At 57.7% G+C, this 12,974-nt stretch carries 12 protein-coding genes and 1 pseudogene; 9 read left to right on the top strand and 4 right to left on the bottom strand.

Annotated elements, in window-relative coordinates; genetic code table 11:
- Positions 1-10 precede the first annotated feature (10 nt).
- Positions 11-2,089, bottom strand: a complete 2,079-nt coding sequence (glyS, locus tag RIFP1SYM_RS01440; protein ID WP_039959534.1) for a glycine--tRNA ligase subunit beta — start codon at positions 2,087-2,089, stop codon at positions 11-13.
- A complete protein-coding gene (gene glyQ, locus RIFP1SYM_RS01435) occupies positions 2,082-3,017 on the bottom strand; it encodes a glycine--tRNA ligase subunit alpha (protein ID WP_005958795.1) in 936 nt (311 codons plus the stop codon). The genes glyS and glyQ overlap by 8 nt, the downstream gene beginning before the upstream one ends.
- A gap of 128 nt (positions 3,018-3,145) precedes the next feature.
- Here glyQ and RIFP1SYM_RS01430 point away from each other — a divergent pair, with 128 nt between their 5' ends.
- The 5 genes from RIFP1SYM_RS01430 to RIFP1SYM_RS18925 all read left to right on the top strand — a co-directional run bounded on the left by RIFP1SYM_RS01430 (position 3,146) and on the right by RIFP1SYM_RS18925 (position 7,721).
- Positions 3,146-4,189, top strand: coding sequence for a tRNA (5-methylaminomethyl-2-thiouridylate)-methyltransferase (locus RIFP1SYM_RS01430; protein ID WP_006474980.1), 1,044 nt, complete (start codon positions 3,146-3,148; stop codon positions 4,187-4,189).
- Entirely contained in the window at positions 4,186-4,431 is a 246-nt protein-coding gene (locus RIFP1SYM_RS01425) for a sulfurtransferase TusA family protein (RefSeq protein WP_006474979.1), read from the top strand. Before RIFP1SYM_RS01430 ends, RIFP1SYM_RS01425 begins: the two co-directional genes overlap by 4 nt.
- Positions 4,424-5,575 (top strand): cation diffusion facilitator family transporter, encoded by a 1,152-nt coding sequence (locus tag RIFP1SYM_RS01420; protein ID WP_006474978.1) that lies wholly within the window; start codon positions 4,424-4,426, stop codon positions 5,573-5,575. Before RIFP1SYM_RS01425 ends, RIFP1SYM_RS01420 begins: the two co-directional genes overlap by 8 nt.
- Before the next feature lie 362 nt (positions 5,576-5,937).
- Positions 5,938-7,344 (top strand): glutamate--ammonia ligase, encoded by a 1,407-nt coding sequence (glnA, locus tag RIFP1SYM_RS01415; RefSeq protein WP_006474977.1) that lies wholly within the window; start codon positions 5,938-5,940, stop codon positions 7,342-7,344.
- Between the two features lie 143 nt (positions 7,345-7,487).
- A complete protein-coding gene (locus RIFP1SYM_RS18925; RefSeq protein WP_081417677.1) occupies positions 7,488-7,721 on the top strand; it encodes a DUF4124 domain-containing protein in 234 nt (77 codons plus the stop codon).
- Here RIFP1SYM_RS18925 and RIFP1SYM_RS17265 read toward each other — a convergent pair.
- Positions 7,678-7,980, bottom strand: a complete 303-nt coding sequence (locus RIFP1SYM_RS17265; RefSeq protein WP_039959533.1) for a hypothetical protein — start codon at positions 7,978-7,980, stop codon at positions 7,678-7,680. The genes RIFP1SYM_RS18925 and RIFP1SYM_RS17265 overlap by 44 nt on opposite strands.
- 253 nt (positions 7,981-8,233) lie before the next feature.
- Here RIFP1SYM_RS17265 and glnL point away from each other — a divergent pair, with 253 nt between their 5' ends.
- The 3 genes and pseudogenes from glnL to RIFP1SYM_RS01395 all read left to right on the top strand — a co-directional run bounded on the left by glnL (position 8,234) and on the right by RIFP1SYM_RS01395 (position 11,163).
- Positions 8,234-9,313 (top strand): nitrogen regulation protein NR(II), encoded by a 1,080-nt coding sequence (glnL, locus tag RIFP1SYM_RS01405; RefSeq protein WP_006474975.1) that lies wholly within the window; start codon positions 8,234-8,236, stop codon positions 9,311-9,313.
- Positions 9,306-10,713 (top strand): annotated as a pseudogene (gene ntrC, locus RIFP1SYM_RS01400) (nitrogen regulation protein NR(I)). The gene glnL and the pseudogene ntrC overlap by 8 nt, the downstream one beginning before the upstream one ends.
- Before the next feature lie 51 nt (positions 10,714-10,764).
- Complete coding sequence (locus RIFP1SYM_RS01395) at positions 10,765-11,163, top strand: hypothetical protein (protein WP_240991665.1); 399 nt, start codon at positions 10,765-10,767, stop codon at positions 11,161-11,163.
- 10 nt (positions 11,164-11,173) lie between these two features.
- Here RIFP1SYM_RS01395 and nfi read toward each other — a convergent pair whose 3' ends face one another.
- Positions 11,174-11,833 (bottom strand): deoxyribonuclease V, encoded by a 660-nt coding sequence (gene nfi / locus RIFP1SYM_RS01390; RefSeq protein ID WP_039959541.1) that lies wholly within the window; start codon positions 11,831-11,833, stop codon positions 11,174-11,176.
- A gap of 331 nt (positions 11,834-12,164) precedes the next feature.
- Between nfi and RIFP1SYM_RS01385 the strand changes: the two genes are divergently transcribed.
- Complete coding sequence (locus tag RIFP1SYM_RS01385) at positions 12,165-12,923, top strand: oxygen-binding di-iron domain-containing protein (protein ID WP_005958775.1); 759 nt, start codon at positions 12,165-12,167, stop codon at positions 12,921-12,923.
- Positions 12,924-12,974 lie beyond the last annotated feature (51 nt).

Here is a 12,974-nt window from a genome sequence, read left to right as displayed (position 1 = left end):
ATTTAGACCCTCAGCTGTGTCTCAGCATGGAGACATCGGCGACCTTGAGAAACAGATTGCTCAACCCCTTCAGCAGTGCCAGCCGATTGTTTCGGATATCTGCCTGATCGGCCATTACCAGCACCTGATCAAAAAAACGATCGACCGGTTGGCGCAGCTCAGCCAGCCCCATCAAAGTGCCCTGATAGTCAGCAGATTCGATCATCGGCGAGACACGTAGCTTCATCGCCTGAAGCTGGTCATTCAATTCGCGCTCCTCAGGTTGTTTCAGGAGCTGCGTGTTGACATGTTCTTGAACCTCGCCATCGACCTTCTTTAACAGATTCTGGATGCGCTTGTTGGCTGCAGCAAGTGCTTCGGATTCATCCAGATCCCGAAACGCCTTTACAGCCTCAAGTCGACGATAGAAATCGGCAATACTCTTCGGCCGGATCGAGGCAACGGCCTGGAACTGATCGCTGCTGATACCCTGTTCCAAACAGACGCCTTTGAGACGCTCGATGATGAAATCGTAGACCAGCACAATAGTGTCATTTTGCTCGATCTTGTCAGCCAGCAACTCCGCAGAGTTGGCGATGAGATCAGGGAGGTTTACGCTAAGTGAGTGCTCACTCATGATGCGAATCGCACCGAGCGCGGCACGTCGCAGGGCAAACGGATCCTTGTCTCCGGTGGGTTTCATGCCAATACCAAAGATACCGACCAGGGTGTCAATGCGCTCAGCCAGTGCGATGGCGATGCCAGTCTGGCTTTGCGGCAGTTGGTCGCCGGAGAAGCGCGGCATGTAGAACTCATCCATCGCCTGAGCGAGCTCGGCATCTTCACCATCTCGCTGTGCCTGATAGCGTCCCATGATGCCCTGCATCTCCGGGAACTCATAGACCATCTCGGTCATCAGGTCGCAGCGACTCAACAGTCCGGCGCGTCTTACCCGCTCCTGATCAGCGCCAATCTGTTCGGCGATATAGATGGCCAAGTCGGCGACTCGTTCCGATTTGTCGGCCATGCTGCCGAGCTTCCGTTGGAACACCACATGCTTGAGCGATTCACGGTGATCCTCCAGCCGCTTCTTGCTATCCTGCTGCCAGAAAAACATGGCGTCGGCAAGACGCGGGCGCACCACGCGCTCGTTGCCCTCTTTGATCAGCTCGGGCTTGGGGCTATCGATATTGGCGATGGTAATGAAGTGGTTCAGCAGGCGTTGCTCGCTATCGAACAGCGGGAAATACTTCTGGTTCTTCTTCATGGTCAGAACCAGCGCTTCGTGAGGCACCTCCAGAAAGCGCTCCTCGAAGCTACCGGCAATCGGCACCGGCCACTCATTAAGAGCCGTCACCTCATCTAGCAGCGCCTCGTCCAGGTCGGCGATGCCGCCTAGGGCCTGGGCTGTCTGCACAACATGGGAGCGAATCTGCTCCTGGCGACGGGCGAAATCAGCAATCACATAGCCGGTGGTCTCCAGTTTGTCTGCGTACTCGGCCGGTGAGTTGATCTCGATCGCGGCCGGATGGTGAAAACGGTGGCCGTAGGTAAACCGGTCGGCCTCAGCTTCGAGGAGAGTGCAGGGCACCACCTCATTGCCGAGCAGGAACAGCAGCCAGTGAACAGGCCGGACAAACTGCGCCTCCGAGGCACCCCAGCGCATGCGCTTTGGGATCGGCAGACGGGCGAGGGCAGTTTCGGCGATCTCCGGTAGTAGGTTCCGGGTTGACTTGCCCGTCTCTTTTAACTGGTAGCAGAGCCATTCACCCTTGTCGCTTTTCTGACGTTGCAGCTGATCAACTGTGGTACCGACCGAACGGGCAAAGCCCTCAGCAGCCTTGGTGGGGTTGCCATCCGCATCGAAGGCGGCCTTAACGGCCGGGCCGCGTCGCTCGATGGTTCGATCTGCCTGGCGACTGGCGCAGTCGCTGATTCTGACAGCCAGACGACGTGGTGCAGCGAAGCTCTCCACCTCGCCATGGGCGAGCCCGGCACGTTTCAGTCCTGCAACAAACTCCTGGGTCAGGGCATCAGAGAGGCGCTTAAGTGCCAGCGGTGGTAGCTCCTCGGTGCCGAGTTCAAATAGCAGATCGACTCGTTCAGCCATTGGCCACCTCCGCATCGGTGTTGAGCATGGGAAAGCCCAGCTTCTCGCGGGCATCGTAGTAGGCTTTGGCAACCGCCCGCGACAACGCACGGACCTTGAGGATGTAGCTCTGGCGCTCAGTGACCGAGATGGCGTGGCGCGCGTCGAGCAGGTTGAAGGCATGGGAGGCCTTCAGTACCTGTTCGTAGGCAGGCAGTGGCAGGCCGAGCTCGATCAGTTTATTGGACGCCTTCTCACACTGATCGAAATAGCCGAAGAGAAAATCGACATCTGCATGTTCGAAGTTGTAGGCAGACTGTTCGACCTCGTTCTGGTGAAACACATCACCATAGGTGACCGGGCCATGCGGACCATGGGTCCAGACCAGATCGAAGACGCTCTCCACTCCCTGGATATACATTGCAATGCGCTCCAGGCCATAGGTGATCTCACCGGTGACCGGGCGGCAATCGAGCCCGCCAACCTGCTGAAAATAGGTGAACTGGGTCACCTCCATGCCATTCAGCCAGACCTCCCAGCCGAGACCCCAGGCACCTAGGGTAGGGGACTCCCAGTTGTCTTCAACGAAGCGGATATCATGCACCTTGGGGTCGATGCCGAGCATCTCGAGGGAACCCAGATAGAGCTCCTGGATGTTCATTGGCGAGGGTTTCATCGCCACCTGATACTGATAATAGTGCTGCAGCCGGTTGGGATTCTCACCATAGCGTCCGTCGGTGGGGCGGCGCGAAGGCTGCACGTAGGCGGCATTCCAGGGTTCGGGCCCGATTGAGCGCAGAAAGGTGGCGGTGTGGAAGGTGCCGGCGCCCATTTCCATGTCGTAGGGCTGCAGGATCACACAACCTTGCTTGGCCCAATAGGCTTGCAGGGCGAAGATCAGCCCCTGAAAGGTTGATAGATCGGGTTTGAGGTCGTCTGCCTGGTTCACGTCCAAGATCCTGTTTGATCAGAAAAAACTGAACAATTATAGCGGTCGCCCCGAGGCTTGGCTAACCGGATGCCCTGCGCCCTATGATCTCTTATAATGCGCGTTTTCTCTCATCTGCCAGGAGCACCATGACCGAGCCACGCAAAGCTGTCGCCCTGATCTCCGGCGGGCTCGACTCGCTACTCGCCGCTAAGGTGATCCAGTCCCAGGGGATCCATGTGGAGGGGATCAACTTCTTCACCGGATTCTGCGTCGAGGGCCACACCCATGCGATCCGCAAGCGCGACCAGCGCAAGCCGAAGCGCAACAATGCGCTCTGGGTGGCGGAGCAGTTGGGCATCAAGCTGCATATCGTCGACATCGTGGAGGAGTATAAGGAGGTGCTGTTCAACCCAGTGCACGGTTACGGCGCCAATCTCAATCCTTGCCTCGATTGCAAAATCTTCATGGTGAAAAAGGCGTTTGAGTGGATCCGCGCACGTGGTTTTGACTTCATCATCACCGGCGAGGTGATCGGCCAGCGGCCGATGTCGCAGCGTAAGGACACTATGCCGGTGGTGGCGGGTGAGTCGGGTGCCGAGGATCTGCTGCTACGCCCGCTCTGTGCCAAGAATTTGCCCGAGACCCTGCCGGAGCGCAAGGGCTGGGTCGATCGCGACAAGCTCTATGCATTCAGCGGCCGCAACCGCAAGCCGCAGATGGCCCTGGCCGAGTCGTTTGGCCTGACAGATTATGCGCAACCGGCTGGCGGCTGCTGCTTTCTTACCGATCAGCAGTACTCGAAAAAGTTGGCCGATCTCTGGCAGGCGCGCGGCAGCAAGCAGTATGAGATGGATGACATCATGCTGCTCAAGGTCGGTCGGCATCTGCGCCCGGCGCCGCACTTCAAGCTGATCATCGCTCGCGAAGAGGGCGAGGCGAAGTTTCTGCAGGGCTATCGAAAACAGTTCATCAGCCTCAAGACCACCAGCCACGGTGGGCCGCTGGCGCTGATCGACGGAGAGCCCAACGCGGACGAGATCGAGCTGGCGGCACGACTGGTGGCGCGTTACAGCCAGGGGCGGGATGCGGAGCTGGTCGATCTTGAGTTGACCGACCTCCAGGGCGAGACCCGCCAGCTCAGTGTCACGCCGATCAAGCCCCACGAGATCCCGCAGGAGTGGTTCATTTGAAGCTGGTAACCCTGGACGCACGGCGTCTGCTCTGCCCAATGCCGGTGATCCGGGTGCAGGATCGGGTCGAAACCCTGCAGCCGGGAACCGTGCTGGAGGTGGTCTGTACCGACCCCGGAGTGTTGAACGACATCCCCGCCTGGTGCCGGATCAACGGCCACGAGGTGGTGGAGACCCGCCAGCAGGGCGACGAATATATCGTGCGGATCCGGGTGGGTGGTGTGGAGCAGCCAGGTGGATAGTCGGGAACGGCAGCAACAGCAGCGCTATCGGGTGACCCAGCGGGCCACCCTTGTCGGCGCCGGGGTGAACCTGCTGTTGGCGGTAGTGAAGATTCTGTTTGGCGTGATCGGACACTCCCAGTCGCTGTTAGCTGATGGTCTGCATTCACTCTCCGATCTACTTTCGGATGGGCTGGTGCTGTTTGCTGCCTACCATGCCAAAGAGGCACCAGATGACGAGCATCCTTATGGCCACGGGCGCTTCGAAACGGCGGGAACTCTCGCCCTGGGATTGTTTCTGTTCCTGGTGGGTGCCGGGGTGATCTGGGATGCGGTGGAGCGGTTGTTTTCGCCAGAGGCACTGTTGGTACCCAGCATGACCACCCTGTGGGTTGCCGCCTTCTCCATCGTTGCCAACGAGGCTCTCTATTTCTATACCCAGCATCTGGCGAAGCAGATCCGCTCCGATCTGTTGCGCGCCAATGCCTGGCACCATCGCAGCGACTCGATCTCATCGGTGGTGGTGCTGGTCGGCATCGGCGGCACCTTGGTGGGGCTGCCCTATCTCGATGCCATCGCCGCGGTGCTGGTCGGCTTGATGATTTTGCACATCGGCTGGCAGCTGGTCTGGCAGTCGGTGCATGAGCTGGTCGACTCAGGTCTTGAAGAGCAGCGGGTAGAAGAGATCAAGCAGGTGATCACCTCAGTGGCCGGGGTCAAGGATGTACATATGTTACGCACCCGTAAGATGGGTGGTCACGCCTCGGCTGATGTGCATGTGCAGGTCGCCTCCTGGCTGAGTGTCTCTGAGGGACACAGGATCAGTGAAGTGGTGATGCAGCGGCTGCTTGAGTCGGTGGAGGAACTGGTGGATGTGACGGTGCATATCGATCCGGAGGATGACGAATCGACCGCTCCCTGTGGTCATCTACCGCTACGCACCGAAGCGGAGCAACGTCTGCAGGCGCTATGGCAGGATCTGCCCTGTTTCGATCGACGCATGAGGCTCGTATTGCACTACATTTCCGGACGTATCGATGTGGATCTTTTCTTTCCGCTCGACTGCAGCAAGAGCGTATCGATAAGCGAGGAGTTGGCCGAGCGCTATCAGGCGCAGCTGCAAGAGGCCGAGCAGTTTGGGCGGGTACGGCTCTGGTTTGGTTAACGCACGATTTTTGTGCATGCAGGCGCGGATCCGCACAGTTTTTGTGCGTATTCTTGCGAAGAGTTACTGTTTGGTCGCGGCTAATGCGTGCAACCACTACCATTATGCGTTCGATCGCTCTATCATCTTCCGCTTGTTTATCAACAGTTTTTTGCGAATTGGCTCATACAGGAGCTGTAGCAATCAAAGGTTGATGGCACTGTTTTTGCCTAGTGAATGGCCCAGAGCGGCAGGGATCGATGGCATCCTTTCGCAGGAATTTCGTTGCTGGCGACAGGAGCCTCTGAATGAATCTGCTTCATCCGATTCGTTCAGAGGCTCTTGCAGCAGCAGATAGTCACCTAATAGATTTGGAGATAATGATGGCCTCTGAAGTCATGAAAATGATGAAAGACAACGAAGTAAAATTCGTTGATCTTCGCTTCACCGATACCCGCGGCAAGGAACAGCATGTCACTCTGCCTGCCCACGAGGTTGATGAGGAGATGTTTACCGACGGCAAGATGTTTGATGGCTCCTCCATCGCTGGCTGGAAGGGTATCAATGAGTCAGACATGATCCTGATGCCTGAGGCTGCCACTGCCGTGATGGACCCCTTCGCCGACGAGAACACCCTGATCGTACGCTGCGACATCCTCGAGCCTGCCACCATGCAGGGCTACGAGCGTGATCCCCGTTCCGTCGCCAAGCGCGCCGAGGCCTATCTGCAGTCCACCGGCATCGCCGACCAGGCTTTCTTCGGTCCCGAGCCAGAATTCTTCGTCCTCGACGACGTGCGCTGGAGTGCCGATATGAGCGGCTGCATGGTCAAGATCGACTCCGAAGAGGCGGAGTGGAACTCCGAGCGCGTCTATGAAGATGGCAACATCGGTCACCGTCCTGGCGTGAAGGGTGGTTACTTCCCGGTCCCTCCGGTTGACTCCCTGCACGACCTGCGTGGCGCCATGTGTCTGGCGATGGAAGAGATGGGGGTGCCGGTCGAGGTCCATCACCATGAGGTGGCGACTGGTGGTCAGTGTGAGATCGGCACCAAGTTCAGCACCTTGGTGGAGCGTGCTGACTGGGTGCAGATCCAGAAATACGCTACCTGGAACGTCGGTCACGCTTACGGCAAGACCGTGACCTTCATGCCCAAGCCGATCGTTGGTGACAACGGTTCCGGCATGCATGTGCACCAGTCCCTGGCGAAAGATGGTGAGAACATTTTCGCTGGTGACCAGTACGGCGGCCTCTCCGAGAGTGCGCTCTACTACATCGGCGGCATCATCAAGCATGCTCGTGCGCTGAACGCCTTCACTAATGCCTCCACCAACTCCTACAAGCGTCTGGTGCCGGGCTTCGAAGCCCCGGTAATGCTGGCCTACTCGGCCCGCAACCGCTCTGCTTCGATCCGTATCCCGTGGGTTTCCAGCCCGAAGGGTCGTCGCGTCGAGGTGCGTTTCCCCGATCCGACCGCCAACCCCTACCTGGCCTTCGCCGCCATGATGATGGCCGGCCTGGACGGCATCCAGAACAAGATCCACCCTGGCGACGCGATGGACAAGGATCTCTATGACCTGCCCGCAGAAGAGGCGGCGAATATCCCCACCGTCTGCCACAGTCTGGATCAGGCACTGGATGCACTGGATGCGGATCGTGAGTTCCTCACCGCTGGCGGCGTTTTCACCGATGATCTGATCGATGGCTACATCGAGCTGAAGATGGAAGAGGTGACTCGTCTGCGCATGACCACCCACCCGGTGGAATTCGACATGTACTACAGCCTCTAAGCAGGTATCGGCTCCCGTCAGGGAGCCTTGCCTGGTCGATTCCCGCCTAGTACAGGAATTGTGGAAAGCGCCTCCATTCGGGGGCGCTTTTTTAGTCTCTATCTGCTTGTTTTATCAACGAGTTGTGGTCTATTCTTTTGCATATGCGTACCCTTATCCTAATTCTTCTTATTGTTCTTGCCTTGCCGGCTGCAGCCAGGGATGTCTACCGCTGGGTCTCGGATGATGGAGTGATCCACTACTCCGACTTCGACGCGCCGGGGGCGGAGATGGTCACCATCAAAGGCACCCATTCAGATCAGTACAGCCCGATCGTTCAGACCAAGCGCGGAGTCAGAGAGCAAACAGGAGAAAGCGGAAGGCTACACCAGCTTTGAGATTGTCGAACCCGAGCAGGATGTCACGATTCGCAACAACGAGGGTGTGGTCGATGTGGGCCTGAGCCTTTCGCCGGCACTGCAGCAGGGGCACAGATTGGAGATCCTGATCGATGGTGCATTGCAGAAAGGAGGAGATGAGCTGAATCGGACTCAATTCAGGTTGATTGGCCTGAATCGCGGCACCCATACCCTTGAGGCGCATGTCGTCGATGCCGCGGGCAAGCGTTTGATCTCCGCTCAACAGATCAGCTTCCATCTGCGAAAAGCCTCTATTATCAAACCCTGACGTTCACTAGGGGTCCTCTGGCCGCACTTTTTTGGTGCGCATTATCTTGCGACGCGGACAGCCCCTGCCCTATGAAAAGGCGGGCACTCGTCGCAGCCTCAATTTTTTCAGAAACAAAGCCTTACTCAACGTCTTAAATCGTGACAGATGAGACAGTTCAGCAGACTGCACGCAGAAAAATGCCCTATGCTGCTGATTGGTTTGATTATTGCAAGCAATTAGCATGGCAGTTACACCAGACACAGAGACCATTGAGCAACGCATCGTTGAAAATCAACGTTCAGCTGTGTTGCTGTTTGACCGCGATTTCATCCTCAACTACATCAATCCCGCCGGGGAGATGTTGTTTGCGGTGAGTGCTCGCCAGCTGATCGGGCTGCGGGTCAGAGATCTGATCCGCTGCCCTGGAGCACTGGTTGAGTCACACCTCTCTCAAGTGGTGAAGAGCGGTCAGCCCTTTACCGAGCGGGAGTTGTCGTTGCCTCTCGCCGGAGGTAAAGAGGTGACGGTCGACTGCACCGTGATCCCGCTTCGCCAGGAGGGCGAGATCAAGGAGTTTCTGGTCGAGTTGCTGCAGGTTGATCGGCAATTGAGGATCAACCGTGAGGAGCAGCTGCTGTCACGCAACCAGGCCTCGCGTGCGCTGGTGCGGGGGCTCGCGCATGAGATAAAAAATCCCCTGGGCGGAGTGCGCGGCGCGGCGCAACTGCTGGAGCGGGAACTGGATGACCCTGAACTCAAGGAGTATACCCAGATCATCATCGGCGAGTCCGACCGCTTGCAGACCCTGGTTGACCGGATGCTCGGACCGAACCGTCTGCCGGATCGTAAGCCGGTCAACATCCACCAGGTGCTGGAACGAGTGGTCAGCCTGGTGCAGGTGGAAACGGGCAACGCCCTGACTATCAAAAAGGATTACGATCCAAGTATTCCCTCCCTGCTGGGGGATAGCGATCAGCTGATCCAGGCCTGTTTGAATATCGTGCGTAACGGTGTGCGGGCCGCTGGACCTAGCGGTGTGATAGGCCTGCGCACCCGGGTGATGCGCCACTTTACCATCGGCACCAAACACTACCGATTAGTGCTGCAGGTTGAGATCAGTGATAACGGCGGTGGCATCCCCAAGGAGATCCAGGAGCGGATCTTCTTCCCGATGGTTTCAGGCAGTAGCGATGGTATGGGCCTAGGGCTCTCCATCGCCCAGTCACTGATTAATCAGCATAAGGGCCTGATTGAATTCACTAGCCGTCCGGGTGAGACGGTGTTTACAATTTCTCTGCCTTTGGAGGGCAAACATGGCTGATTTCTGCCGGGTCTGGGTCATTGATGACGACCGGTCGATTCGCTGGGTGCTGGAGAAGACCCTGCAGAAGGCGCAGATGGAGGTGGTCTGCTTCGAGAGTGCCAATGGGGTGCTCGACTCACTGGAGCGGCAACAGCCGGATGTGATCGTCTCGGATATCCGTATGCCAGGTATGGATGGGCTGGAGCTGCTGGAGCGGATCAATCTACGCTTTCCGGAGTTGCCGGTGATCATCATGACCGCTCACTCTGACCTGGAGAGTGCAGTGTCGGCCTTCCATGGTGGCGCGTTCGAATATCTGCCAAAGCCCTTCGATGTGGATGAGGCCGTGGATCAGATCCGTCGCGCCTGCCGGCAGACCCAGAGTCAGACGAAACGCCAGGTTGATGTCATTGAGCCGAGTCCGGAGATCATTGGTGAGGCGCCGGCGATGCAGGAGGTGTTTCGTGCCATCGGCCGGCTGGCGCGTTCCAACATCACGGTGATGATCAATGGCGAGTCGGGCACCGGCAAGGAGCTGGTCGCCCGAGCCCTGCATCCGCCACAGCCCGCGCGCCGAGGCCCCGTTCATCGCCCTCAACATGGCGGCGATCCCACGGGATCTGATGGAGTCGGAGCTGTTTGGCCACGAACGTGGCGCCTTCACCGGTGCGCAGAGCCGGCGCGAGGGGCGTTTCGAACAGACCGATGGCGGTACCCTGTTCCTGGATGAGATCGGTGATATGCCGGCTGAGCTGCAGACGCGGTTGCTGCGGGTGCTGGCAGATGGTGAATTCTATCGGGTCGGCGGCCATGAACCGGTGAAAGTGGATGTGCGCATCATTGCCGCCACCCATCAGAATCTCGAACAGCTAGTCAAAAAAGCACAGTTTCGGGAGGATTTATTTCATCGCCTCAATGTGATTAGAATTCATATCCCGGCCCTGCGCGAGCGTCGTGAGGACATCCCCCTGCTGATGCGCCACTTTCTCGGGCAGGCATCGGAGGAGCTGGCAGTCGAGACTAAGACGCTGCTGCCGGAAACCGAGCAGTTTCTCAGTCAACTAGAGTGGCCTGGCAATGTGCGCCAGTTGGAGAACACTGCGCGTTGGCTTACGGTAATGGCTGCCGGCAAGGAGATCCATGTAGAGGATCTGCCTCCAGAGTTGCTGCAGGAGGAGCGATCCTCGGCAGCCGCCGGAGACTGGCGTCAGCTGCTCCAGCTGTGGGCACGGGAGCGGCTGCAGGCGGGGGATAAAAATCTGCTTGACGAGGCACTTCCTGCGTTTGAGCGTGTGATGATCGAGAGCGCCCTGGAGCAGACCGCCGGGCGCCGCCAGGACGCGGCAAAATTGCTCGGCTGGGGACGCAATACCTTGACCCGCAAGATCAAAGAGCTGGGTCTCGAGTTAGACAGTTAAACGATTAGCGGGGTGGATGCGCGTCATCCCGAACAGATAAAGGGGGTTTTGATGGATTCCAGCAGTGTCGATCTGCCAGGCAGTGAAATTGAGTCAATCACATTGGAAGATGGTGAACTCAAGGTTCGCTTTTCCCGGGCCTATATCATCAAGACCATCAGCGGCTCCAAGGAACGCACCCGCTGGTGGCAGGCCGGTTCGCTGATCTTTACTGCTGCCGAGCTCGATGGCGAGCTGCCCAGCGCACCTTGTATCTGTGACGGCGGTGACGTGGGGGAGAATGTCTACACCTACCGCGATATGATCCCGTTGCCACTGCAGAGTCAGGGACATGCCCACTGCAAACTGCGCTTCAAAGACAGTGAGCAGATACTTCAGGCGCAGGCCGTGGGGGTGAGGCTGGAGATGGAGGATCGCCCCTACTACATTGAGCACATCAAGCCAGAATAGCCCCGGCTGCTTAGCCGGAGGCGAAGCGATGCGCCCAGCGGGTCGTCTCCGGCAGCTTGTAACGGGTGGTGCAGGCGAGAGTGTAGTGGATGGCCGAAGCCAGGCTGATCCTTTGCCCGATGGATATATAGAGGGGTTTTACGTTGCTGCGGCTGCGTAGCACTGCGCCGATGATCTCGCCCTTGTCTTCCAGTGTTACCCAAGCCCCCTTCTCCGCTGGCAACTCCGCATGGGTGCCGATCAGGCGGCTTTTCGCAACACCAATGGAGGGTGTGTCGGTGATCAGGCCGAGATGACAGGCCAGCCCAAAGCGGCGGGGGTGGGCCAGCCCCTGACCGTCGCATAGCAGCATATCGGGTGCTGTTTCCAGCCCCTTCAACGCCTCAAGGATTGCCGGTATCTCACGAAAGGAGAGCAGTCCCGGCAGATAGGGAAAGCGGGTGGGCAGGTGTGCGATGCTGTGTTCCAGCAGCTCAAGGGATGGAAACCGCAACAGGGCAACCGCAGCGCGGGTGGTGGCGCCACCATCTTCAAATCCCACATCGACACCGGCAACAAAGCGTGGTGTGGTGAATCGGTCTTCACGGATCACCTTCAGGCTCAGCTGCTGTTGTAGCTCGCGCGCCTGCTGCGGTGTCAGATTCCAATCGTGCAAGTTAGATAGATCCACCTTCAACGTCGCCGGCCAAGTTCAGTGCTGGTTGGATCTGCTCTCGATTAGTCTGAATTCTGAACCGATCGTCCTGTGTGATCCAGGACAGCAAATTCCAACAATTTGTTGCAAATAGCCGAACCTGACATAAGATTGTTCCAGCGGGATGATGACATATACCATGCTTTTTGGTGATTGTGATCGTTTCACAGGCAGTTGAACCATGTTCGCATAAATTTGGCACTGCCTTTGCGTTTCAGGCTAGCGATTTATTAAGTAATTTCAGTGGACAGGCGCTCGTTTCTCCGGTGATGCTGGGGAGCAGGCGCTGTAGAAGGGTGGGCATTAGATGTCAGTGGAACTCTATAACAAACAGGGCCATATCTGCGTAGTTTATCGTGATCTGGTTAGCGGTGAGGCGGTGCAGGCCAATCAGTTTCTCATCTTTGATCACGGCCATGCCGCATTGATCGATCCTGGCGGAGAGCTCACCTACTCTCGTCTGTTTATGGCGATCAGTGATTATGTGAACGTCAAGAAGCTCGACTATGTGGTTGCATCCCACCAGGATCCCGATATTGTTGCCTCGATCAACAAATGGTTGGTTGGTACCGATTGTAAAGTGGTCGTGCCCGCCCTCTGGGAGCGGTTCATTCCTCACTTCACCCGGCCGGGGCGGCTGCAGAACCGGGTCATCGCGATCCCGGATCCGGGCATGAATCTGGAGTTGGGCGATATCCGCCTGAAGGCGCTGCCGGCCCATTTTCTCCATGCCGAAGGCAATTTTCAGTTCTACGATCCGAAGAGCAAGATCCTCTTCTCCGGTGATCTGGGTGCCAACCTGCCGCCGGGAGACCTGGACAAGCCGGTGAAGAAGATCGCTGAGGTTTTGCCCTATATGGAGGGTTTCCACAAGCGCTATATGAACTCAAACCGGGTCTGTCGCTATTGGGCCAACATGGTGAAGGACCTCGATATCGAGATGATCGTGCCGCAGCATGGCCGCGCGTTTGTCGGCAAAAAAGCGGTGGCTGAGTTCATCAACTGGATCGCTGACCTGGAGTGTGGCGTTGATCTGATGAACCAAAGCCACTACCAGATTCCGTAGGATTCGGGGCTTTCGTCGCCCAGTAGTCTGGGGCGACGCAGACTTTATTCA

The organism is endosymbiont of Riftia pachyptila (vent Ph05) (assembly GCF_000224455.1).
Classification (GTDB): domain Bacteria; phylum Pseudomonadota; class Gammaproteobacteria; order Chromatiales; family Chromatiaceae; genus Endoriftia; species Endoriftia persephonae.
The sequence above is the reverse complement of the archived record's forward strand: the minus strand, read 5'-3'. Positions and strand labels throughout refer to the sequence as shown.

What these genes read in the sequence shown, in the direction of transcription:
- glyS (WP_039959534.1), bottom strand. Translation starts at nt 2,089, where the DNA reads ATGGCTGAACGAGTCGATCTGCTATTTGAACTCGGCACCGAGGAGCTA.
- RIFP1SYM_RS01430 (WP_006474980.1), top strand. Translation starts at nt 3,146, where the DNA reads ATGACCGAGCCACGCAAAGCTGTCGCCCTGATCTCCGGCGGGCTCGAC.
- RIFP1SYM_RS18925 (WP_081417677.1), top strand. Translation starts at nt 7,488, where the DNA reads ATGCGTACCCTTATCCTAATTCTTCTTATTGTTCTTGCCTTGCCGGCT.
- RIFP1SYM_RS17265 (WP_039959533.1), bottom strand. Translation starts at nt 7,980, where the DNA reads ATGGAAGCTGATCTGTTGAGCGGAGATCAAACGCTTGCCCGCGGCATC.
- RIFP1SYM_RS01395 (WP_240991665.1), top strand. Translation starts at nt 10,765, where the DNA reads ATGGATTCCAGCAGTGTCGATCTGCCAGGCAGTGAAATTGAGTCAATC.
- glnL (WP_006474975.1), top strand. Translation starts at nt 8,234, where the DNA reads ATGGCAGTTACACCAGACACAGAGACCATTGAGCAACGCATCGTTGAA.
- RIFP1SYM_RS01385 (WP_005958775.1), top strand. Translation starts at nt 12,165, where the DNA reads ATGTCAGTGGAACTCTATAACAAACAGGGCCATATCTGCGTAGTTTAT.
- glnA (WP_006474977.1), top strand. Translation starts at nt 5,938, where the DNA reads ATGGCCTCTGAAGTCATGAAAATGATGAAAGACAACGAAGTAAAATTC.